Source organism: Geobacillus sp. Manikaran-105, assembly GCF_002809955.1.
GTDB classification, from domain to species: Bacteria; Bacillota; Bacilli; order Bacillales; family Anoxybacillaceae; genus Geobacillus; species Geobacillus thermophilus.
The window spans coordinates 12,047-31,114 of sequence record NZ_PIJG01000028.1; the positions used below are offsets into that span (position 1 = coordinate 12,047).

A 19,068-nucleotide genomic window follows, 5' to 3' on the forward strand; every position below is an offset into this window, starting at 1 on the left:
ACAAGCGGATGACGCAAATGGAAATGGGTGGTTGTCAATTGCGACAAATGCGCCCGTTTGCGCCGCGCCGGCGGAATGAGTTTCACAAAGCGCCCCCTTTCCTTTACACGGTTGCTGTGTTTTTAGTAGTAGGAAAAAAGGAGCGGCAGCTATGCAGGTCGTTTCAGAAAAAAGATCAATTTTCATCCGTTATGGCGAAAAAAGATAAAAAAAACTATTGACTTTCCTTTGAGGTTCATATAGAATATGAATTGTCGTAAGGTAAACCAGCCTATGTCGGGAAGTAGCTCAGCTTGGTAGAGCACACGGTTCGGGTCCGTGAGGTCGCAGGTTCAAATCCTGTCTTCCCGACCATTATAGACATGGGGCCTTAGCTCAGCTGGGAGAGCGCCTGCCCCGCACGCAGGAGGTCATCGGTTCGAATCCGATAGGCTCCATTTTCATACGGAGGAATACCCAAGTCTGGCTGAAGGGGGCGGTTTCGAAAACCGCTAGGGGTGTCACAGCCCGCGGGGGTTCGAATCCCTCTTCCTCCATTTCTAATATCCGATCCTGTCAAATTGTAAATCATGAACCCCTTGATACGACTGCGTTGGCAGTCGTTTTTCATTTTTTTGGGAATCCTTTTGACTTTTCTTCAAATCTTTTAACATGTTCAGCGTCTTATCATCAATCGTAATCGTTCGTTTCGAATCGAAAACACCGTCTCGATGGCATCTTTTTTTGAATTTATGTATATACTATGTATATACGAAATGAAAGGAGAGAGGTATAATGGAATTAAACAAACAGAAAGGAGTGTCAATCATGACAATAACAGTTCAAAAATGGGGAAACAGCCTTGCGGTTCGTATCCCAAGCGTGATTGCTGAACGTTTAGCGCTTCATCAAGGATCAGAAGTGGAGGTGATCGTTGAGAACCAAGCGATCAAGTTGATCCCGAAAAAGAAAAAGCCGACATTGGAGGAACTTTTGGCTAAAATCACGCCGGAAAATCGCCATGCTGAAATTGATTTTGGAACAGAAGGGAATGAATTGTTCTGATGCAAGCGCCGGATCGTGGGGATCTTGTTTACGTCAATTTCAATCCACAAGCAGGGCATGAGCAGGCAGGAAAAAGGCCCGGCATCGTTCTATCACCAAAGCGGTTCAATCAATTGACAGGGTTTGCGGTGCTTTGCCCGATCACCCGGCAACAAAAAGGATATCCATTTGAAGTGGAATTGCCATCAGGCTTGGCCGTTGAAGGCGTGATTTTAACCGATCAGGTCAAAAGTTTAGATTGGCGCGCCCGACAGCTTCAAATAGTAGGACGGGCGCCCAATGAAGTTGTTTCGGATTGCTTGGATCTGATTCATACTTTTCTTTCGTGAAAGGCCATTTATATTGGCCTTTTGTTCACTTTTAGCATACTTTTTGCGTACATTTTTGCCCTTCACGCTCCTTGAGGCGGGAGACTTCCTTCGGATATTTTGTTAAAAAGGCAGAATCGAGCAACGAAAAGAAGGCGGATTGTCCCGCCTTTTTGCATGGATTGACACACTGGAGATTATTTTGCACAAATTTTGCACGTGATGAACGAGCATGTCCATTCATCCTTGTATCAATAGTTTTATGGTGGGATTGGAATCCCTCTTCCAACGTCCACCTGCCGAGTGCCGGCAGGTTTTTGTTTTTTGCGAGCGGTATGGCCGCCATTTTTCAGGCAGATGACTTGCCTGTTTTTCGTTGAATCCGGTACGATGAAGGAGGAAACGGTTTGCCGATTGAGCTGCACTCCTTTCGGCAACGGCCGGGATTGCGCAACATAAGGGAGGAGAGGTTATGGCGATTCAACGCCGCATTCGTCGCGTGAAAACCGTGCAAATGACCACCAACAGTCCGATTCATCGTAGCGGTTCGGTGCTTGAGCCCGGGAACTGGCAAGAGTATGATCCGTTTTTGCTGCTGATGGAAGATATTTTTGAGCGAGGAACGTTTGACGTCCATCCGCACCGCGGCATTGAGACGGTCACGTATGTGATCAGCGGCGAGCTTGAACATTTCGACAGCAAAATGTGCAATGGATGACGGCCGGCCGCGGCGTCGTCCATAAAGAAGACCCGGCTCCCGGTTCGACGGTGCACAGCCTGCAGCTTTGGATCAACTTGCCGAGCACGCATAAAATGACCGAGCCGCGCTACCAAAACTTGCGCGCCGAGGACATGCCGGTGCGAAAAGAGGAAGGGGCGGTGATCCGCGTCTTTTCCGGCTCATCGAAAGGCGTCAAAGCGCCGACGAAAAACATCGTCCCGGTGACGATGGTCGACATGACGGTGGAGCCGGGGGCGACGGTGGCGCAAGACTTGCCGGGCCATTACAACGGCTTTTTGTACATTTTAGAAGGCAGCGGCATGTTTGGCGCCGACAAGACGGAAGGAAAAGCCGGGCAAGCGCTGTTTTTCAGCCGCCACGACCGCGGCGAGGAAACGGAGCTAAACGTGACCGCCCGCGAAAAACTCCGCCTTCTTCTTTATGCCGGCGAGCCGGTGAACGAACCGGTCGTCGCCTACGGGCCGTTCGTCATGAACACGCCGGAACAAATCCGCGAGGCGATTCGCGATTACCAGGAAGGGCGGTTTGGGCGATAATGGAAGGGAAAGAGCCGATTCGTTGTATGGCTCTTTCTTTTTTGTTATCATGTTCACAAAAAGAAGCCGTTGGGCTGTTCAAGGAGGACATAGTCATGAACCAAGTCATCGAAACGATTCTCCAGCACCGTTCGATCCGCCGGTTTGAAGACAGGCCGCTCACGGATGAACAAATCCGCACGATCGTCGAATGCGCCCAGGCGGCATCGACTTCAAGCTATGTTCAAGCGTACTCGATCATCGGGGTGAAAGATCCGGAGAAAAAACGGAAGCTCGCCGAGCTGGCGGGAAATCAATCCTATGTCGAGCGTAACGGCCATTTCTTTGTCTTTTGCGCTGATTTTCACCGCCATGAGCTCATTGGCGAGCTAGAAGGAAAAGACGTGCTTCCATCGCTTGAGAGTACGGAAAAGTTTATGGTTGCGCTGATTGACACGGCGCTTGCGGCGCAAAACGCCGCCATTGCCGCGGAGTCGATGGGGCTTGGCATCTGCTACATTGGCGGGCTGCGCAACAACCTGCCGGAAGTATGCCAACTGCTTAACATACCGAAACGGGTCATTCCGCTGTTCGGGCTTGCCGTCGGCTATCCTGCGCAAACGCCGGATCCAAAGCCGCGGCTGCCGTTTGAACACGTTTATCATGAGGACGAATACAACCAAGACCGCGCCCGATTCCTCGAACAATTGCAACGCTACAACGAAACGATTTCGGCGTATTATGAGCAGCGGACAAACGGCCGCCGCCGCGACACATGGACCGGGCAGATGGCCGATACGCTCAGCCGCCAAGTCCGGATGTACATGAAGGAGTTTGTGGAAGGGAAAGGGTTCAATTTACGGTAGCCTCTCTTCGTTCGGAAGAGGGGTTTTTCTTGCAGGCGATTCCATTTGTGAGAAAACTATGCCAGCCCGTTGGACATTGGTTTTAGTGATTGATTTTGTCTGGAGTTTCAGCTATACGTTATGGCCTCGAAAAGAACCGAAGGCGAGACTGGCAAAACCAAGAGGTTCGTAGGAAAGGAGAGAACGAGGATGGACCAAATCCGGCAACTGGCGCAATGGATCAAAGAGGCGAATACGATCGCCGTCCTGACCGGGGCGGGGATGAGCACGGAATCCGGCATTCCTGATTTTCGCAGCGAAAACGGCCTTTACGCCCAAGAGGACAATGTCGAATATTATTTGTCAGAGTATTATTACAAAAAAGATCCGGTTGATTTTTGGCGTCGATTCAAGCGGATGTTTTCATTAAAAATGATGGGCGGCTTTGCCCCGAATGACGGGCATCGGTTTCTCCGCTGGCTTGAGGAGATGGGCAAGACGGTGACGATTTTGACGCAAAATATTGACGGGCTGCATACGAAAGCAGGAAGCACGAATGTCATTGAGCTGCACGGCACGCTGCAGACGGCGACATGCCCGTCATGCGGCAACAAGTATGATCTGTCGTTTATCAACCGTCACGAGGTGCCGCGCTGTGAAAAGTGCCAGACGATTGTCAAACCGGATGTCGTTTTGTTTGGCGGGCTCGTGCCGCGCATGGAAGAAGCGTTTGCTGCGGCGGCCGCCAGCGACTTGCTTCTGGCGATGGGAACAAGTTTGGAAGTGGCGCCCGTGAATCAAATCCCGTTTTATGTCGCCGCCGAATCGCCGGCAACAAGGAAAGTATTGATCAACAAAACAGCGACAAGAATGGACGGGATGTTTGACCTTGTCATTTATGGCGGAATCGGGAAAACGGTCGCTAGCGTGCGCAAGCAAATACAGGCGGAATAGATCGATAGATTCCATGCCAACGGGAGAACGCATATGGCGTTTTCCCGTTGGACGAAAATCAAAAAAGGTATTGTACTTTTCAGAACATTCGAATATAATAAAGATAACATACCAACCGGTTGGTATTTTGATGAGTGGAGTCGAGCATAAAGGCGTAACGGAAAAGGGAGGGGACCATCATGTATTTGCGCTTAACGGACGAGCAGCGCATGGTGCAAAAAGCGATCCGCAAGTTTGTCGAAAAAGAATTGATGCCGCTCGAAAATGAAGTATTGCGCAATGAGCGCGAAGGGAAGCCTGGGCTCCCGCCCGAAAAATTAAAAGAGCTGCAGCTCAAAGCGAAGGAAGCGGGGTTTTGGGGGATCAACACGCCGGAGGAATACGGCGGCGCGAATTTGGGCCATGTCATGCAGGCGATTGTGTTGATGGAAGTGTCGAAAACGCTTGTTCCGTTCCAGTTTGGCGGATCGGCGGACAACATTTTGTATTACGCGAATGAAGAGCAAAAGAAAAAATATTTGATCCCGACGATCAACGGCGAGAAAAAATCGTGCTTTGCCATGACCGAGCCGGGAGCAGGATCAGATACGCGCAACATTAAAATGACGGCGGTGAAAGACGGCGACGAGTGGGTGTTAAACGGGGAGAAGACATTCATTACCGGCGGCAATGAAGCCGATTTCGTCATGGTGATCGCCATCACCGACAAAGAGCGTCACCAAGCTTCGAACGGGCGTGAAGGGGTGACGTGTTTTATCGTCGACCGCGAGATGGGCTGGCGTTCGGAACCGATACATACGATGGGACCTTCCACTCCAGCCAGCTTAATTTTCGAAAACGTGCGCGTGCCGGAAGAAAACATTTTAGGCGAGCTGCATCACGGCTATAAGCTTGGGCTTGAGTGGATCGGCTACGCCCGCTGGGTCGTCGGCGCCCGTGCGGTCGGAGCGGCCGAGCGGCTTTTGCAAATGGCCATTGACTATGCGAAGGAGCGTGTCACATTCGGCAAACCGATCGCCGAGCGGCAGGCGATCCAATGGATGATTGCCGATTCGGCGGTAGAAATCGAAGCGGCGAAATGGCTTGTGTTAAACGCGGCCTTTACGCTTGACCAAGGGGAGGACAACCGCCATTTAGCCTCGATGGCGAAGCTGTTTGGCGCGAACATGGGCAACCGCGTCGTCGACCGCGTCATGCAAATCCACGGCGGCATGGGCTACACGAAAGAAATGCCGATCGAGCGCTGGTATCGTGAAGCGAGATTGTGGCGCATTTACGACGGCACGGATGAAATTCAGCGCCTCATTATCGCCCGCAATTTGATCAAAGGGCACGTCAAGCTTGGACAGTTCATCTAAAAAAATGAAAGCGTTATCGAAAGGGAGGAGAACACGATGAGCCAACGGTTTGCAGGAAGAGTGGCGTTTGTGACCGGAGGAAGCCGCGGCATTGGCAAGGCGATTGTCACCCGCTTCGCGGAAGAAGGAGCGAAAGTGGCGTTCATTGATTTAAACGCAGAAGCCCTTGAAGCGACGGCTGCGGAGCTGCGGGAAAAAGGGTATGACGTTTACGCCAAGGTGGCGAGCGTCACCGACCGCGAACAAGTAGAAGCGACGATCCAAGAAGTGGTCGATCGGTTCGGTTCGCTCGATATTCTCGTCAACAACGCCGGCGTCATCCGCGACAATTTGCTGTTTAAAATGACCGATGACGACTGGCAAACGGTGATGGACGTCCATTTAAAAGGCGCGTTTTACTGCGCCCGCGCCGCGCAAAAATATATGGTCGAAAAAGGGTACGGGCGCATCATCAACATTTCGTCGACATCCGCGCTCGGCAACCGCGGCCAGGCGAACTATTCGGCGGCGAAAGCCGGCATCCAAGGATTTACGAAAACGCTGGCGATTGAGCTTGGCAAATTCGGCATCACGACGAATGCCGTCGCCCCTGGGTTTATTGAAACCGATATGACGAAAGCGACGGCCGAGCGGCTTGGCATTTCGTTTGAGCAGCTCATCCAAGCGAGCGTCGCCAACATCCCGGTCGGGCGCAGCGGCCGTCCGGAAGACATCGCTCATGCGGTCGCCTTTTTCGCCGATGAGCGGTCGTCGTTTGTCAACGGCCAAGTGCTGTATGTCGCCGGCGGTCCGAAATGCTGAAAACGAGGAGGACGGGGCATGTACCAACATGACATCGGGAAACGGTCAGCGAAAGTGAAAAATGTCGTTGAGCGCGGAGCGGTGAAAAAGTTTGCGGAGGCGATCGGCGATCCAAACCCGATTTATTGGGACGAAGAGACGGGGAAACGGTCGCGCTACGGGCGCAACATTGCGCCGCCGACGTTTCCGCGCGTGTTTGACTACGGCGTCATTGAAGGGCTGAAATTGCCGTCCAAAGGGCTCATCCATGGCGAACAGCACTTCCATTATGAGCGCCCGCTGTTTGTCGGCGAAGAGCTGTATTGCTATGCGGAAGTGAAAGATTATTACGAAAAACAAAGCAGCATGGGCCTGCTCGGCTTTTTGGTCATCGCCAACAACGGCGAGGATGCTGACGGAAATCTCATTTTCACTTCCACCTCGACGATCATGATCAACGAGGCGGTTAGAAAGGCGATGAGCGTATGACGACGATCCGCGATTGGCAAGTAGGGCAGTCGCTTCCCGACGTGACGCTTCCCCCGGTGTCCCGGCTCGATTTGATCAAATATGCCGGCGCATCAGGCGACTACAATCCGATCCATACGATCGACGACGAGGCGAAAAAGGCAGGGCTTCCAGGCATTATCGCCCACGGCATGTGGACGATGGGGAACTTGGCCAAGCTGTTTACGCCGTATTACGAAGAAGGGTTCGTACAGGACTATTTTGTCCGCTTTCAATCGATGGTGTTTTTAAATGATATCATCACCTTAAAGGCAACGGTGAAGGAAAAAGGCGACAAGACGATTCGGTTTGACGTCGCGGCCGTCAATCAGCATGGCAAAGAAGTCGTCAAAGGTGAAGCGGTCTTTGCGCTTTACGAGTGAAAAAGACGGGCGGCCCCAAAGCTGAAGCCGTAAGCGGGGCGAGGGGCCAGCCCGTTTGCGGGGATGTGTTCACAACGAACAAGGGGGAATGACGATGAAACGGGATGCCGTCATTGTGTCGGCCGTACGGACGGCCATTGCCCGCCAAGGAGGCGCTTTGGCGACGTTGCCGGCGCATATTTACGGTGCGGAAGTGATCAAAGAGGCGATGCGGCGGGCGAACATCGGCCCGGAACACGTCGATGATGTCATCATGGGCAATGTCTTAAGCGGCGGCGGCAACATCGCCCGACTGACGGCGCTGCAAACCGGCTTATCTCTAGAGTTGACAGGTTTGACCGTTGACCGCCAATGCGGTTCGGGCATTAACGCTGTGGCGTTGGCGGCGCAGGCCATTTGGGCCGGCGACGGGGACGTCTATATCGCCGGCGGTGTGGAAAGCATGAGCCGCGCACCGTATTTGATGGACCGCCCGGAAAAACCGTACAGCTCAACACTGCCCAGCTTCCGCAAGTCGCAGCTGTCGCCAAAAGAGATTGGCGACCCGCCGATGGGCATTACGGCGGAGAATTTGGCGAAAAAGTACGGCATCAGCCGTGAAGAACAAGACGCGTTTGCCTTGCGCAGCCAACAGCGCATGGCGCGCGCCATGCAGGAAGGGCGGTTTGCCGAACAAATCGTGCCGATCACCGTTCCGGTGAAAAAAGGCGAGCCGTTCGTCTTCGATACGGATGAACATCCGCGCCCGAACACGACGATGGAAGCGCTGTCGAAGCTGCCGCCGGCATTTTTGGAAGGCGGAACGGTGACAGCCGGAAACAGCTCGGGACTGAACGATGCCGCCTCCGCGCTCGTCATCATGTCGCGGGAAAAAGCAGAGGAGCTTGGCGTAAAGCCGCTTGCCGTCATCCGCGCCCATGCGGTCGCCGGGGTCGACCCGAACATCATGGGCATCGGTCCGGTGCCGGCGACAAGAAAAGTGTTGGAAAAAGCGGGGTTGACGCTTGATGAGATGGACATCATCGAAATCAACGAAGCGTTTGCCGCGCAAGTGATCGCCTGCGACCGCGAGCTTGAAATGGATCCGGAAAAAGTGAACATAAACGGCGGCGCCATTGCCCACGGCCATCCGCTTGGCGCGACCGGGGCGATTTTGATCACAAAAGCGGTGTATGAATTGAAACGCCGCAGCGGGAAGTATGCGCTGATTACGGCGTGCATCGGCGGCGGCCAAGGGATTGCGACCATCATTGAGAGAGAATGACGCATTGGAGACCGTGGAGGATGAAAGAAAAATTAAGGGAAGTGGCCATAGAGTTGTTCGAACGCAAAGGATTCAAAGAAACGTCGGTGCAGGAAATCGTCGAAGCGATCGGGGCAACGAAGGGAGCCTTTTACTACTATTACAAAAGCAAAGAGGAGTTGCTATGTGATATTTGTGTTTCCTATCTGGACGATTTGCTCCGGCAGCAAGCTTGCATTGTCCAAGATCTTGAGAAAAGCTGCACGGAGAAATTGCGGGCCATCGTCCATATGGTCATCTGCAATATCCGCACACGGAAGAAAAGCGCCCGCATTTTCTTCCGTGAGATGCGGCATTTGGCTGACGACCATTTAGAGGAAATCCGCGCCAAGCGGCGGTTGTTTCGCAAGCGGTATGAACAGCTTATTCGGGACGGAATGGCGCGCGGCGAATTCAAGCCGTCGCTTCATGCAGAAATGATTACGTTCGGCCTGCTCGGCATCACCAACTGGAGCTATTATTGGTTCCGGCCTGACGAAGGCATCTCTGAAGAAGAACTGACGGATATTTTCGTTGATTTCATTTTGCACGGCATAAAGGCGCCAAGAGCTGGAGAAAGCGGTCGAAATGAGGAGGAGCCAGGCAATTCGGGCGGTCAGACCGAATGAAAGATCGGCCGCTTTGATGGTCTGGCCAAATGGCACACAAAAAGGGGGATCGGGATGGAGCTATTCATCCAACAGCTGTTAAACGGGCTGACTGTTGGAAGCGTTTACAGCCTCGTGGCGTTAGGGTTGACGCTTGTTTACGGCATTTTGCACATTCCAAACTTCGCCCACGGCGCGCTGTATATGATGGGCGGTTATGTTACATTGATGGCTATGACGAAGCTCGGGATGCCGTATGGGATCGCGATCGTCGCATCGATGGCGGCGGTCGGGCTGCTTGGCGTCTTGATGGAGCGGCTCGTGTTTTATCCGCTTCGCAATGCGCCGCCGCTCCATGATAAAATCGCGGCGATCGGCATCTTGCTCTTTTTGGAAGCGTTTGCCCAGTTTGTCTGGGGGGCGGACTATCAGACGATGCCGACCCCGTATGGCGATGTCGTCACGGTGTTCGGATTCACATTGACCATTCAACGCATCCTCATCATCGCATCCGCTGTCATCATCATGATCTTGCTTTACCTCTTCTTGAAAAAAACGTTCATTGGCGCTTCGATCATCGCGATGGCGCAAAACCGCGAAGGGGCGAATTTGGTCGGCATTAACACGAATAAAGTCGCCATGCTGACGTTTTTCCTTTCCGGCAGTTTGGCAGCGCTCGCCGCGTCGCTCGCTTCGCCGATCAACCTCGTGTTTCCCGGCATGGGCCATCTTGTCATCTTGAAAGCGTTTGTCATCATCATTCTCGGCGGCATGGGAAGCATTCCCGGCGCCATTGTCGGCGGCTATATTTTAGGATTCAGCGAGAGTTTGGGGGCGACATATGTGTCGAATGACTACAAGGACATTATCGCCTTCGCCATTCTCGTCATCATTTTAACAGTCAAACCGAACGGACTGTTTGCCAAGGAGGGACGTTGATGGCCATTTTGGAAAAACGGCGCCTATGGCTCGCTGCCCTCATCGCTGCGGCGATTCTCTTTCCGCTTTTCGTTGCCAACGGCTATTACGTGCATATGATGACTATTTCCTTTATTTGGATGATTGCGGTGTACGGATTGAACTTGTTTGCCGGCTATACGGGGTATTTGTCGCTTGCCCACGCTGGATTTTTTGCGATCGGCGCGTATGCGCTCGGCATTTTGACGGTGAAAGCCGGCGTGCCGTTTTGGTTGGCTTTCGTGCTTGCTTGTTTGTTCACCACGTTGCTTGGGGCCGTCATCGGGCTTGTTGCGCTGCGGACGAAAGAGCACTTTTTCGCCATTTATACGCTTTGTGTGGGCTATATTATCTATTTGATCATTGACAAATGGGACAGTTTAACCGGCGGAGTGCGCGGGTTTATCGGCATCCCGGCGCCGGCTGACATCGGTCCGCTCTCGTTTCAAACGCCCGTCGCCCAATATTATTTGGTGTTATGCTTCTTGGTTGCGGTCATCTTCACCATGTACCGCCTTGTCTATTCGTTGACCGGACGGACGTACATCGCCATTCGCAACAGTGAGGAGCTCGCGTTGACGCTTGGCATCTCGACGATGAAAAACAAACTCGCCTCGTTTGTTCTCTCGGTCTTTTTTACATCGCTTGCCGGAGCGCTGTACGCATCGTTCATCCGCTTTCTTGGCCCGGACATTGCGTACGTCAGCGTCATGTTCGACTTTTTAACGTATTTGCTTGTCGGTGGGATTGGCACGCTCGCCGGTCCGGTCGTCGGGACGTTGCTGATTACGTTTCTGTCCCAACAATTGCAGTTTTTGCAAGATTACCGGATGTTGATTTTCGGTCCGGTGCTGACGTTGCTCATCATCTTTTACCCACACGGCATTGCCGGGGGGGTCATCCGTTTGAAAGCAAAGCGTGAAGAAGCGCGCCGTCTCGATCCAGAAGCGAACCGAGTTGCTGCGGAACTGGCCGTCTCGAGCCAAGGACGAGGCGAGCGGCACGCAGAGGAGGGATAACGATGCTTTTGCACGTTGAACGGTTGACGAAGCGGTTTGGCGGGCTTCTGGCGGTCAACGATGTCACCTTTTCCGTCGAGCAAGGGAAGATCAACGCCATCATCGGCCCAAACGGAGCCGGCAAATCGACGTTTTTCAATTTAATCAGCGGCTTGTACCGGCCGACGTCAGGGACGATTACGTTCAAAGGGCGCGATATTACCCGCCTGCCGGCAAACGAACGGGCGAAGCTCGGCATCGCCCGCACGTTTCAAACGACTCACTTGTTTGAACAGGCGACGGTGATCGACAACGTCATCATCGGCCATCGTCTCCGCACGTCATCCAACTTATTTGATGCCATTTTGCGCACGAAACGGCACCGCCGCGAGGAACAGGCATGCAAAGAAAAAGCGATGGAAGTGCTCGACTTTGTCGGTCTAACCCATGTGGCGGATCGGATGGTGGCCAACTTGTCGCAGGAGCAGAAAAAGCGGGCGGCGTTCGCGCTTGCCTTGGCGACCGATCCGGAGCTCGTGCTGCTTGATGAACCGGCAGCCGGCATCAACCCGGATGAAACCGAAGGGCTTGAGGAGTTGATCGTCAAAATGATAGAAGGCGGCCTGACTGTTTGCCTGATTGAGCACAAAATGTCGATGATCATGAAAATTGCCGACCGCATTATGGTGTTAAACTACGGAGAAAAAATCGCTGAAGGAACGCCCGAGGAAGTGCGAAACAACGAGGCGGTCATTCAAGCGTATTTAGGAGGGAGCGCCATTGCTTGAAGTTGCGAACGTATCCGTCCGCTACGGGAGTTTTACGGCCATTCGCGATGTGACGTTTTCCGTCAAGCGAGGGGAGATCGCCGTTTTGCTTGGCGCCAACGGGGCCGGGAAAAGCACATTGTTTCGCACGATCAGCGGGCTGCACAAACCAGTGCGGGGGGAAATCCGCCTCGATGGCGAGCGCATTGATTCGCTGCCTCCTGACCGCATCGTCGGGCGCGGCGTCGTGCAATGCGCGGAAGGGCGCAAACTGTTTCCGCGCATGAGTGTATACGAAAATTTGCTGATGGGCGCTTACGTCCATCGGAAGGACAAAGAAGGCATCCGCCGCTCAATCGAACATGTATACGAACTGTTTCCGATTTTGCGCGACAAGCAAAACGCGCCAGCCGGGTCGTTAAGCGGCGGCCAGCAGCAAATGCTCGCCATCGGACGCGCCTTAATGTCACGTCCTGCGGTGCTCTTGCTTGATGAGCCGTCAATCGGACTCGCCCCGTTGATTGTCGAGCAAATGTTTGCGACGATTAAGCAAATCAATGCGGGAGGAACAACGATTTTGTTGGCGGAACAAAACGCTCATGCGGCGCTGTCGATCGCCCATCAAGGCTATGTGTTTGAAAATGGAACGATCGTTGCCTCAGGGACGGCGGAGGAGCTGCTCGCCAACGACGATGTCCGCAAAGCGTACATTGGTGCATGATAGGCCTCATCCTTGTCCATCAGCGAAAGTAAGGAGAGGAGATGGCACTGAAAGGGGGTGAATAACGGGTGTGCTAAATATTATCTAAATATTCAAAATAATAGATCATCAATAGGGGGGAGTAGAATGAAAAAAAGAAAATGGTCAATCGCCGCTATGATCGCGGCCATCATGATGTTGATGCTTGCGGCGTGCAACAATTCGCCAAGCAGCAATAACGCCAACGGCGGAAACAATAGCGGAGGAGGCAGCGGTGAAACGGGCACGGTCAACATCGGCTACAGCGGCCCGCTGAGCGGCCCGGCCGCCTATTATGGCCAACGGACGTTAAACGGCTTGAAAATGGCGGCCGAGGAAATCAACAACAGCGGCGGCTTTGAGGTGAAAGGAAAGAAATACAAAATTAACCTCGTCCCATTAGATGACAAATATTTGCCAAACGAAACGGCAGCGAACGCCAAACGCCTTGTGCAAGAGCATCATACGCCGATCATTTTCACGCCGCACAGCGGTGGCGTCATGGCGCTGCAAGTGTTCAACCAAACGGACAATTTCATCATCGCGGCGTATACGAGTGAGCCGAAAATTACACAAACGGGCAATAAGCTGACCGTGCGCATTCCGCCGCGCTATGACGGCTACATCCCGACGTTTACCGATTATGCCATGAAGCATTTCGGCAAGAAACTGGCCGCCTTGCCGACGGCGACGCAATACGGGAAAGACTGGACAGAAAAACTGTTGCCGTATTGGGAAAAACAAGGCGGAAAAGTCGTCTACAAATCATCGATTGACTTTACGAAAGACACCGACTTCTTTACGATCGTGACGAATGCATTGAAAGAAAAACCGGATGTGTTGTTTATCGGGGGCGCTTCGGAACCGACGGCAAAAGTGGCGAAACAAGCGCGCGAACTTGGTTTTAAAGGCGGCTTTATCATTATGGACCAAGCGAAACTCGATGAGATGAAACGGGTGACGGGCTCTTATGACATGCTTGAAGGTTCGATCGGCGTCATGCCGCTTGTCGAGTCGGATCAACCCGCGGTTCCAGAGTTTGTGAAAAACTATCGGGCAAAGTTCAATGAAGATCCGGGATCGGAAGCCGCTTACAACTATTTGGCGCTTTACGCTTTCGTCGAGGCGATGAAAGCCGCAGGCACCGTCGATGACCCGCAAGCGATCCGCGAACATATGAACGACGGCTTGAAAAACATTCCAGACGAAAAGAAAGTGTATAACGTCCCAAGCATCGGCGACGATGGCGGATTTGAATCGGAAATCGTCGTGGCTGCGGTGGAAAATGGAAAAATTGTGCCCATTGAGTTAATAAAACAATAATACACCATGCAGACTGACAAGCAGAGGCACCTTATCATCGGGCTTTCAATGGGAATGCTCTTTGCATGAGCCCTGAAGTATGCATCTTCTCAAGGATCCGTAGATGGAGCGGTATATGGATGGAGCAATAGAGAGGCTGTCTGAAAAGGTCATCGCACGACTTTTTCCAGACAGCCTTTTCCGTTTTCGCATTATGACGTTTTTTGATTCGCTATAGACACTGTGGGGACGCCCCTTAGGGTGTCTTTTACCGGGCAGACACGTTCAACGTGTTCAATCAAAGCTTGGACGTTTTTTGGATCGGAAGGAGAGTCGATATCAATATGGTAACGAATTTCTAAGAATCCAGGCCGAACGTCCGCTTTCTCCATAAAGCCATCGGGATCTAAATCTCCTTCTACGTGTACTTGAACTCCTTTCAGTTCGACCCCGTGATGGCTGGCAAACAGAGAAATCAGTACATTGATGCAACCGCCTAGTGCGGCTAGGACCAACTCTACGGGATTCGGCCCCTGATCGGTGCCTCCCAAGGCTGGGGGTTCGTCAATGATGACTTGTTTGCCGTTAATGTCAGCCACCGAGCGTACTCCTTCGCCAGACCATTTGACATCAGAGGAAAAGGTAAGCTTAGGCATGAAAAAAACCTCCTGATAAATAAGAATAATATATAAATTAAGAATAATACATAAATACCTATTTGACAAGTAAGAATTTAAAGAAAACGGAGGTGACGGACAGAAGAATGGATGCGGTAATGATAGGATTGCCGCCTGGAAGCACTGTTTCGGGTTGATCAATTCTTATTGTGTACTTCTTATCATAAAAAAACTATGTTCTAAATAATCAAAGAAAACAAATAGAAAAATTTTCAATAATGCGATAAAATAAAACTGCTCTGCCACATGATGAATCTAATCACAGGAGGGGAGAGACCGACCATGCGGGAAATAGCCCTCGGCCTTGCCGCCTCGTTCTTTTTTGCCGTTACGTTCATATTGAACCGGTCTATGGAGCTAGCTGGCGGAAGTTGGACGTGGAGCTCGTCACTTCGTTTTTTCTTTACGGTTCCGCTGTTGTTTGTCATTCTTCTTGCCCGCCGCAATCTCAGTCCGGTTTGGCGCGACATGAAGAGCCATCCATGGACATGGATCGTCTGGGGGACGGTCGGTTTCGGTCTGTTTTACGCGCCGCTCACGTACGCCGCTGCGTACGGCCCAGGATGGCTTGTAGCCGGCACATGGCAGTGCACGATCGTCGCCGGCGTCCTGCTTAGCCCGCTGTTTACAGAACAAATTGAAACGCAAAACGAAACTGTGTCCGTGCGCCGCCCGATTGAAAAACAGGCGCTCTTCATTTCATTTTTTATTTTGCTCGGCGTCGCGCTCGTTCAGTTCCAGCAAGCAGGCCATCTCACGTGGAAAGAAATCGCGTTGGGGATCTTTCCTGTGCTCATCGCCGCCTTTGCTTACCCGCTGGGCAACCGAAAAATGATCGAGCATTGTGCCGGACGGCTTGACGCGTTTCAACGCGTATTCGGGATGACGATCGCCAGCTTGCCGTTTTGGTTTGTCGTGGCGCTGATTGGATGGGCGACAGCCGGGGTTCCTTCGGCTGGGCAAACGGCGCAGTCGCTCATTGTCGCTATCAGCTCGGGCGTTATCGCGACGACGCTTTTTTTCATCGCCACTGACCGGGCGAAAGGAAATGAGCGGAAGCTGGCTGCTGTTGAAGCGACGCAATCCGGAGAAGTGATTTTTGCTGTTATCGGCGAAGTGCTATTCTTATCCGCTCCACTTCCGAACGGATGGGCGTTTGTCGGTTTGGCGGTCATTGTGGCGGGGATTTGCTGGCATAGTTTTGAGTCTGTGAGAATGGCGAAACGGCCGGTTTCGGCTGTTTCGAAGGCCCAGCCTTCGTATCGGGTGGAGGGAGAGCGGTGAAAACGAGCATCTACGCGCTGCTGGCCTGCCATGCGGCTGTGATTTATCTCTGGATTAGCGACTGGGACGTGCTTATGACGCCCGTGGGTCTTGTCGTATGGGGCGGAGGGGTTGCTGTCAGCCTCACCATCCTTCACTTCCGCCCCCGTATTCATCCCAAGCTGCGGTCTATGCTAACAACCATGACGGCGGCTTCGGTGCTCGCCGCTGTCTGTTCATTGATCATCGAATGGGCGGTGCGCTCGATGCCGTAGGAACACTTGGTCAGTCGTTGCGGCCGTCAGCGGCCCGGAAGGCTTCTGGAGCAATCCGGCGGCCGACGGCATACATGATCGGCGCGCCGATGGCCATGACGACCAACTCGCTGATGGCCGTCGTCAGCCATGTGAGCCAAAACGGAAAGCCGAGCGCCAGTTTCAATTCGAAGGCGATAATGGCCATAGTCACAGTAAATGACAGCGTATTGACGGCCATGCGCGCCCAAACGTTTCGGACATACCGCATAGAGACGATCGTGATGAGCAGCGCCAACACCGACTGGCCAACGCCGAATACAAGATCATACGCGACAATCGGCGAGAAAAACAAATTGGCAAAAAAGACGCCAAGCACGATGCCAACAGCGTATGTTTTGCGGAACACGACCAAGTGATTCAATATTTCTGACACGCGAAACTGAATATTCGTAAAGCCAAACGGCTGAATGAGCGTCGTCACCGCGATATACACGGCGGCGATCAAGCCATTTGCCGCTATGATCCGAATGTTCATAACGTCCTCTCCTCGCATTGATGATAATATGATTGTAGCACGACAAACGAATGAACGAAAAGGAAGTGAATCTCGTTGACCTTGACGGATCAACAAGCAACAAGCCGGCGGCGATCGGTTTGGGAAGTCGGAAAAACAGCGCTTCTCCTCGGTTTAACGTCATTTGGTGGTCCGGTCGCTCATCTCGGCTATTTTTACGAAGAGTACGTCAAACGAAAAAAATGGATTGACGAGAAAACGTATGTCGATTTGGTCGCTTTATGCCAATTCCTCCCTGGTCCAGCGAGCAGCCAAGTCGGCATCGGCATCGGATTCATGCGCGCCGGCGTTTGGGGGGCGTTGGCAGCTTGGCTTGGTTTTACGCTGCCGTCAGCGGTCGCCCTCAGCCTGGTTGCTGTTTGGCTGCAACACCATTCTTGGGGTGACGCCGGCTGGATGCACGGCTTGCTGTTGGCGGCCGTGGCGGTCGTGGCGCAAGCTGTATGGGAGATGGCGCGCAAATTCGCCTCTAGCCGCCTCGAGGCAACGGTCGCCATCACAGCGGCGGCCGCTGTGCTTCTTGCGCCGGGCGCGTGGAGCCAAGTAGCCGTCATCGCCGCAGCGGGGGGCATTGGCGCTGTTGGAGTGCGAAAAAATGTCGCACCTTCTTCGTCTGCGGCAGGCATCCCGCCTTCCATTCGTCGTTCCACCGGTTTGACGTTGCTTTCCTTGTTTGCCGTGTTGCTTGTTGCGCTGCCGCTCATTCGTACTTGGATCCACTCACCGCTTTTGGAGCTGTTTGACAGCTTTTACCGCGCTGGGGCGCTCGTGTTTGGCGGCGGGCATGTGGTGTTGCCGCTCTTGGAGGCGGAAGTGGTGCCGCAAGGGTGGGTCACCGCCAATCAGTTTTTAGCCGGCTACAGCGCTGCCCAAGCCGTCCCTGGGCCGCTGTTTACGTTTGCCGCGTATATTGGAATGGCGGCGTTGGGCTGGAAGGGAGCGCTAGTGGCTACCACAGCCATTTTTCTTCCATCCTTTTTGCTCGGTCTTGGCGCGTTTCCGTTTTGGCACTGGCTTCGCCGTCATCCACGCTTCCAAGCGGCGCTTGCCGGCATTAACGCCGCTGTCGTCGGGATGTTACTTGCGGCGCTGTATGATCCGATTTGGACAAAAGCGGTGAACGAGCCGGCCGATTTCGCGTTTGTCCTCGTCGCCTTTCTTTTGCTTGCCGTTTGGAAGTGGCCGGCGTGGTTGGTTGTTCTTGTTTCCTTTGTCGGCGGGTGGCTTCGCACGTTGCTCGATTAATGCTTGGTGCCTAACGGGCGGGCGTTTGGGTGTATTTCCTCATCCTCCCGCGAGCAGATAATCTTGTCACACCGGGCCTATGTAAGTAGATTTTCAGCTCGACTAGTAGCAAAGCCAGCCATGTGCCGACGGCCAAATGGATGACCGCCCAGGACAGATGAATTTCTGTCGCAACGGTGACTATCCCGATCACCGCTTGCAACAGCCCGACCGTTGCCGCCAAAAGAAGGCGCCGCTCCAGCGGGCGCCCCCAGCGTCGCCTGTGGGCAACAAACGCTGTCCAAATGGTATATAACACCGTAGTGGCAGCAGCGGTTCGGTGGGCGGTTTGCCACATTTGGGCTTCGCTCGATGGCCATGCTTGTTCCCCGCATATCAGCCATCCGCATGCCAGACCGTAATGTTGATGTTTCACGTATGCGCCAAGCAGTAACGCAGCTGCCAATAAGAACAAAAGAACATGGATATGCCGCTTCGCCTCTGCTTCAATAGTTGTCTGGCCGACTGGTTGATGCATCTGTGGAGAGCGATGGACGTTCCGCCAAATCCAAAGAAGGCAGCCTAAAAAGAGAAACGCGATGAAGAAATGAATCGTGACAATGATAGGTGGGAGATCAAACCAAACGACGAGAGCTCCAAGCATAATTTGCAACGCAAGCAAAACAGCGGCGGCCGCTGAAATGAAACGGTCTGTCCCGCTTCGGGAAGAACGCCATAAGCGAAGGCAGAGCACCCCGGTCAACAGCACGAGCAAAGCGCCGATCAATCGATGGGCGTACTCGATCAGCGTCGCTCCTTTCAACATCGGGATGAGCATCCCGTTGCAGAGCGGCCAGTCAGGGCCGCACCCCATCCCCGAATTCGAGGACGCCACATACCCGCCGAATACAATGAGAACGTATGTCGTACATAGCGTCCAAAAAGCCAACGATTTCATCCCCATTCCCCCTAACATCATTTCTC

21 protein-coding genes, 3 tRNA genes and 1 pseudogene are annotated in these 19,068 nt (G+C 53.1%); 22 read left to right on the forward strand and 3 right to left on the reverse strand.

Features of this window, described 5'->3' with window-relative positions:
• The first annotated feature begins 277 nt into the window (after positions 1-277).
• The 19 genes and pseudogenes from CV945_RS09675 (at position 278) to CV945_RS09780 (ending at position 14,110) form a co-directional block, all read left to right on the forward strand.
• A tRNA-Pro gene (locus tag CV945_RS09675) sits at positions 278-354 on the forward strand.
• Between the two features lie 10 nt (positions 355-364).
• A tRNA-Ala gene (locus tag CV945_RS09680) sits at positions 365-437 on the forward strand.
• Positions 438-446: 9 nt separating this feature from the next.
• Positions 447-536, forward strand: a tRNA-Ser gene (locus CV945_RS09685).
• 238 nt (positions 537-774) lie between these two features.
• Positions 775-1,044 (forward strand): AbrB/MazE/SpoVT family DNA-binding domain-containing protein, encoded by a 270-nt coding sequence (locus CV945_RS09695; protein ID WP_023634676.1) that lies wholly within the window; start codon positions 775-777, stop codon positions 1,042-1,044.
• Entirely contained in the window at positions 1,044-1,373 is a 330-nt protein-coding gene (locus tag CV945_RS09700; protein ID WP_011231143.1) for a type II toxin-antitoxin system PemK/MazF family toxin, read from the forward strand. The genes CV945_RS09695 and CV945_RS09700 overlap by 1 nt, the downstream gene beginning before the upstream one ends.
• A gap of 451 nt (positions 1,374-1,824) precedes the next feature.
• Positions 1,825-2,630, forward strand: a pseudogene (locus CV945_RS09710) (pirin family protein).
• 95 nt (positions 2,631-2,725) lie between these two features.
• Positions 2,726-3,475: an oxygen-insensitive NADPH nitroreductase gene (gene nfsA / locus CV945_RS09715; protein WP_033012810.1), complete on the forward strand. Its 750-nt coding sequence runs from the start codon at positions 2,726-2,728 to the stop codon at positions 3,473-3,475.
• A gap of 189 nt (positions 3,476-3,664) precedes the next feature.
• A complete protein-coding gene (locus CV945_RS09725) occupies positions 3,665-4,408 on the forward strand; it encodes an NAD-dependent protein deacylase (RefSeq protein ID WP_011231148.1) in 744 nt (247 codons plus the stop codon).
• Between the two features lie 179 nt (positions 4,409-4,587).
• Positions 4,588-5,766 carry an acyl-CoA dehydrogenase family protein gene (locus CV945_RS09730; RefSeq protein ID WP_011231149.1) on the forward strand — a complete coding sequence of 393 codons (1,179 nt, stop codon included), beginning with the start codon at positions 4,588-4,590 and terminating at the stop codon, positions 5,764-5,766.
• A 36-nt stretch (positions 5,767-5,802) separates the two neighbouring features.
• Complete coding sequence (locus CV945_RS09735) at positions 5,803-6,567, forward strand: beta-ketoacyl-ACP reductase (RefSeq protein ID WP_013523726.1); 765 nt, start codon at positions 5,803-5,805, stop codon at positions 6,565-6,567.
• Between the two features lie 18 nt (positions 6,568-6,585).
• Positions 6,586-7,035 (forward strand): MaoC family dehydratase N-terminal domain-containing protein, encoded by a 450-nt coding sequence (locus CV945_RS09740; protein ID WP_021321365.1) that lies wholly within the window; start codon positions 6,586-6,588, stop codon positions 7,033-7,035.
• A complete protein-coding gene (locus CV945_RS09745) occupies positions 7,032-7,436 on the forward strand; it encodes a MaoC family dehydratase (RefSeq protein ID WP_033011525.1) in 405 nt (134 codons plus the stop codon). Before CV945_RS09740 ends, CV945_RS09745 begins: the two co-directional genes overlap by 4 nt.
• 94 nt (positions 7,437-7,530) lie before the next feature.
• The gene (locus CV945_RS09750; protein ID WP_100659656.1) at positions 7,531-8,700 is read left to right on the forward strand and encodes a thiolase family protein; all 1,170 of its coding nucleotides are present in this window, start codon (positions 7,531-7,533) and stop codon (positions 8,698-8,700) included.
• A gap of 20 nt (positions 8,701-8,720) precedes the next feature.
• A complete protein-coding gene (locus tag CV945_RS09755; protein WP_094238669.1) occupies positions 8,721-9,347 on the forward strand; it encodes a TetR/AcrR family transcriptional regulator in 627 nt (208 codons plus the stop codon).
• 54 nt (positions 9,348-9,401) lie between these two features.
• Positions 9,402-10,265, forward strand: a complete 864-nt coding sequence (locus CV945_RS09760; RefSeq protein WP_033011519.1) for a branched-chain amino acid ABC transporter permease — start codon at positions 9,402-9,404, stop codon at positions 10,263-10,265.
• Positions 10,265-11,302, forward strand: coding sequence for a branched-chain amino acid ABC transporter permease (locus CV945_RS09765; protein ID WP_100659657.1), 1,038 nt, complete (start codon positions 10,265-10,267; stop codon positions 11,300-11,302). Before CV945_RS09760 ends, CV945_RS09765 begins: the two co-directional genes overlap by 1 nt.
• A gap of 2 nt (positions 11,303-11,304) precedes the next feature.
• Positions 11,305-12,069 (forward strand): ABC transporter ATP-binding protein, encoded by a 765-nt coding sequence (locus tag CV945_RS09770; RefSeq protein WP_011231157.1) that lies wholly within the window; start codon positions 11,305-11,307, stop codon positions 12,067-12,069.
• A complete protein-coding gene (locus CV945_RS09775) occupies positions 12,062-12,769 on the forward strand; it encodes an ABC transporter ATP-binding protein (protein ID WP_100659658.1) in 708 nt (235 codons plus the stop codon). The genes CV945_RS09770 and CV945_RS09775 overlap by 8 nt, the downstream gene beginning before the upstream one ends.
• A gap of 126 nt (positions 12,770-12,895) precedes the next feature.
• Positions 12,896-14,110 carry an ABC transporter substrate-binding protein gene (locus CV945_RS09780; protein WP_025039057.1) on the forward strand — a complete coding sequence of 405 codons (1,215 nt, stop codon included), beginning with the start codon at positions 12,896-12,898 and terminating at the stop codon, positions 14,108-14,110.
• Between the two features lie 191 nt (positions 14,111-14,301).
• Here CV945_RS09780 and CV945_RS09785 read toward each other — a convergent pair whose 3' ends face one another.
• Positions 14,302-14,745, reverse strand: a complete 444-nt coding sequence (locus CV945_RS09785; protein ID WP_011231160.1) for an OsmC family protein — start codon at positions 14,743-14,745, stop codon at positions 14,302-14,304.
• Between the two features lie 303 nt (positions 14,746-15,048).
• On the opposite strand from CV945_RS09785, the gene CV945_RS09790 reads away from it, so the two are divergent.
• Together CV945_RS09790 and CV945_RS09795 are read left to right on the forward strand one after the other, a co-directional pair.
• A complete protein-coding gene (locus tag CV945_RS09790) occupies positions 15,049-16,050 on the forward strand; it encodes a DMT family transporter (protein WP_100659659.1) in 1,002 nt (333 codons plus the stop codon).
• Positions 16,047-16,304 (forward strand): hypothetical protein, encoded by a 258-nt coding sequence (locus tag CV945_RS09795; protein ID WP_100659660.1) that lies wholly within the window; start codon positions 16,047-16,049, stop codon positions 16,302-16,304. Before CV945_RS09790 ends, CV945_RS09795 begins: the two co-directional genes overlap by 4 nt.
• A 10-nt stretch (positions 16,305-16,314) precedes the next feature.
• On the opposite strand, the gene CV945_RS09800 is transcribed toward CV945_RS09795, so the two are convergent.
• Positions 16,315-16,821, reverse strand: coding sequence for a QueT transporter family protein (locus tag CV945_RS09800; protein ID WP_011231162.1), 507 nt, complete (start codon positions 16,819-16,821; stop codon positions 16,315-16,317).
• Positions 16,822-16,896: 75 nt separating this feature from the next.
• Between CV945_RS09800 and chrA the strand changes: the two genes are divergently transcribed.
• Positions 16,897-18,105, forward strand: coding sequence for a chromate efflux transporter (chrA, locus tag CV945_RS09805; protein WP_042382557.1), 1,209 nt, complete (start codon positions 16,897-16,899; stop codon positions 18,103-18,105).
• Positions 18,106-18,115: 10 nt separating this feature from the next.
• Here chrA and CV945_RS09810 read toward each other — a convergent pair whose 3' ends face one another.
• Positions 18,116-19,042, reverse strand: a complete 927-nt coding sequence (locus CV945_RS09810; RefSeq protein WP_021321374.1) for a COX15/CtaA family protein — start codon at positions 19,040-19,042, stop codon at positions 18,116-18,118.
• Positions 19,043-19,068: the final 26 nt, after the last annotated feature.

Bases quoted from the DNA above. Each gene is read 5' to 3' on its own strand.
- CV945_RS09695 (WP_023634676.1), top strand. From the start codon at position 775: ATGGAATTAAACAAACAGAAAGGAGTGTCAATCATGACAATAACAGTT.
- CV945_RS09700 (WP_011231143.1), top strand. From the start codon at position 1,044: ATGCAAGCGCCGGATCGTGGGGATCTTGTTTACGTCAATTTCAATCCA.
- nfsA (WP_033012810.1), top strand. From the start codon at position 2,726: ATGAACCAAGTCATCGAAACGATTCTCCAGCACCGTTCGATCCGCCGG.
- CV945_RS09725 (WP_011231148.1), top strand. From the start codon at position 3,665: ATGGACCAAATCCGGCAACTGGCGCAATGGATCAAAGAGGCGAATACG.
- CV945_RS09730 (WP_011231149.1), top strand. From the start codon at position 4,588: ATGTATTTGCGCTTAACGGACGAGCAGCGCATGGTGCAAAAAGCGATC.
- CV945_RS09735 (WP_013523726.1), top strand. From the start codon at position 5,803: ATGAGCCAACGGTTTGCAGGAAGAGTGGCGTTTGTGACCGGAGGAAGC.
- CV945_RS09740 (WP_021321365.1), top strand. From the start codon at position 6,586: ATGTACCAACATGACATCGGGAAACGGTCAGCGAAAGTGAAAAATGTC.
- CV945_RS09745 (WP_033011525.1), top strand. From the start codon at position 7,032: ATGACGACGATCCGCGATTGGCAAGTAGGGCAGTCGCTTCCCGACGTG.
- CV945_RS09750 (WP_100659656.1), top strand. From the start codon at position 7,531: ATGAAACGGGATGCCGTCATTGTGTCGGCCGTACGGACGGCCATTGCC.
- CV945_RS09755 (WP_094238669.1), top strand. From the start codon at position 8,721: ATGAAAGAAAAATTAAGGGAAGTGGCCATAGAGTTGTTCGAACGCAAA.
- CV945_RS09760 (WP_033011519.1), top strand. From the start codon at position 9,402: ATGGAGCTATTCATCCAACAGCTGTTAAACGGGCTGACTGTTGGAAGC.
- CV945_RS09765 (WP_100659657.1), top strand. From the start codon at position 10,265: ATGGCCATTTTGGAAAAACGGCGCCTATGGCTCGCTGCCCTCATCGCT.
- CV945_RS09770 (WP_011231157.1), top strand. From the start codon at position 11,305: ATGCTTTTGCACGTTGAACGGTTGACGAAGCGGTTTGGCGGGCTTCTG.
- CV945_RS09780 (WP_025039057.1), top strand. From the start codon at position 12,896: ATGAAAAAAAGAAAATGGTCAATCGCCGCTATGATCGCGGCCATCATG.
- CV945_RS09785 (WP_011231160.1), bottom strand. From the start codon at position 14,745: ATGCCTAAGCTTACCTTTTCCTCTGATGTCAAATGGTCTGGCGAAGGA.
- CV945_RS09790 (WP_100659659.1), top strand. From the start codon at position 15,049: ATGCGGGAAATAGCCCTCGGCCTTGCCGCCTCGTTCTTTTTTGCCGTT.
- CV945_RS09800 (WP_011231162.1), bottom strand. From the start codon at position 16,821: ATGAACATTCGGATCATAGCGGCAAATGGCTTGATCGCCGCCGTGTAT.
- CV945_RS09810 (WP_021321374.1), bottom strand. From the start codon at position 19,042: ATGAAATCGTTGGCTTTTTGGACGCTATGTACGACATACGTTCTCATT.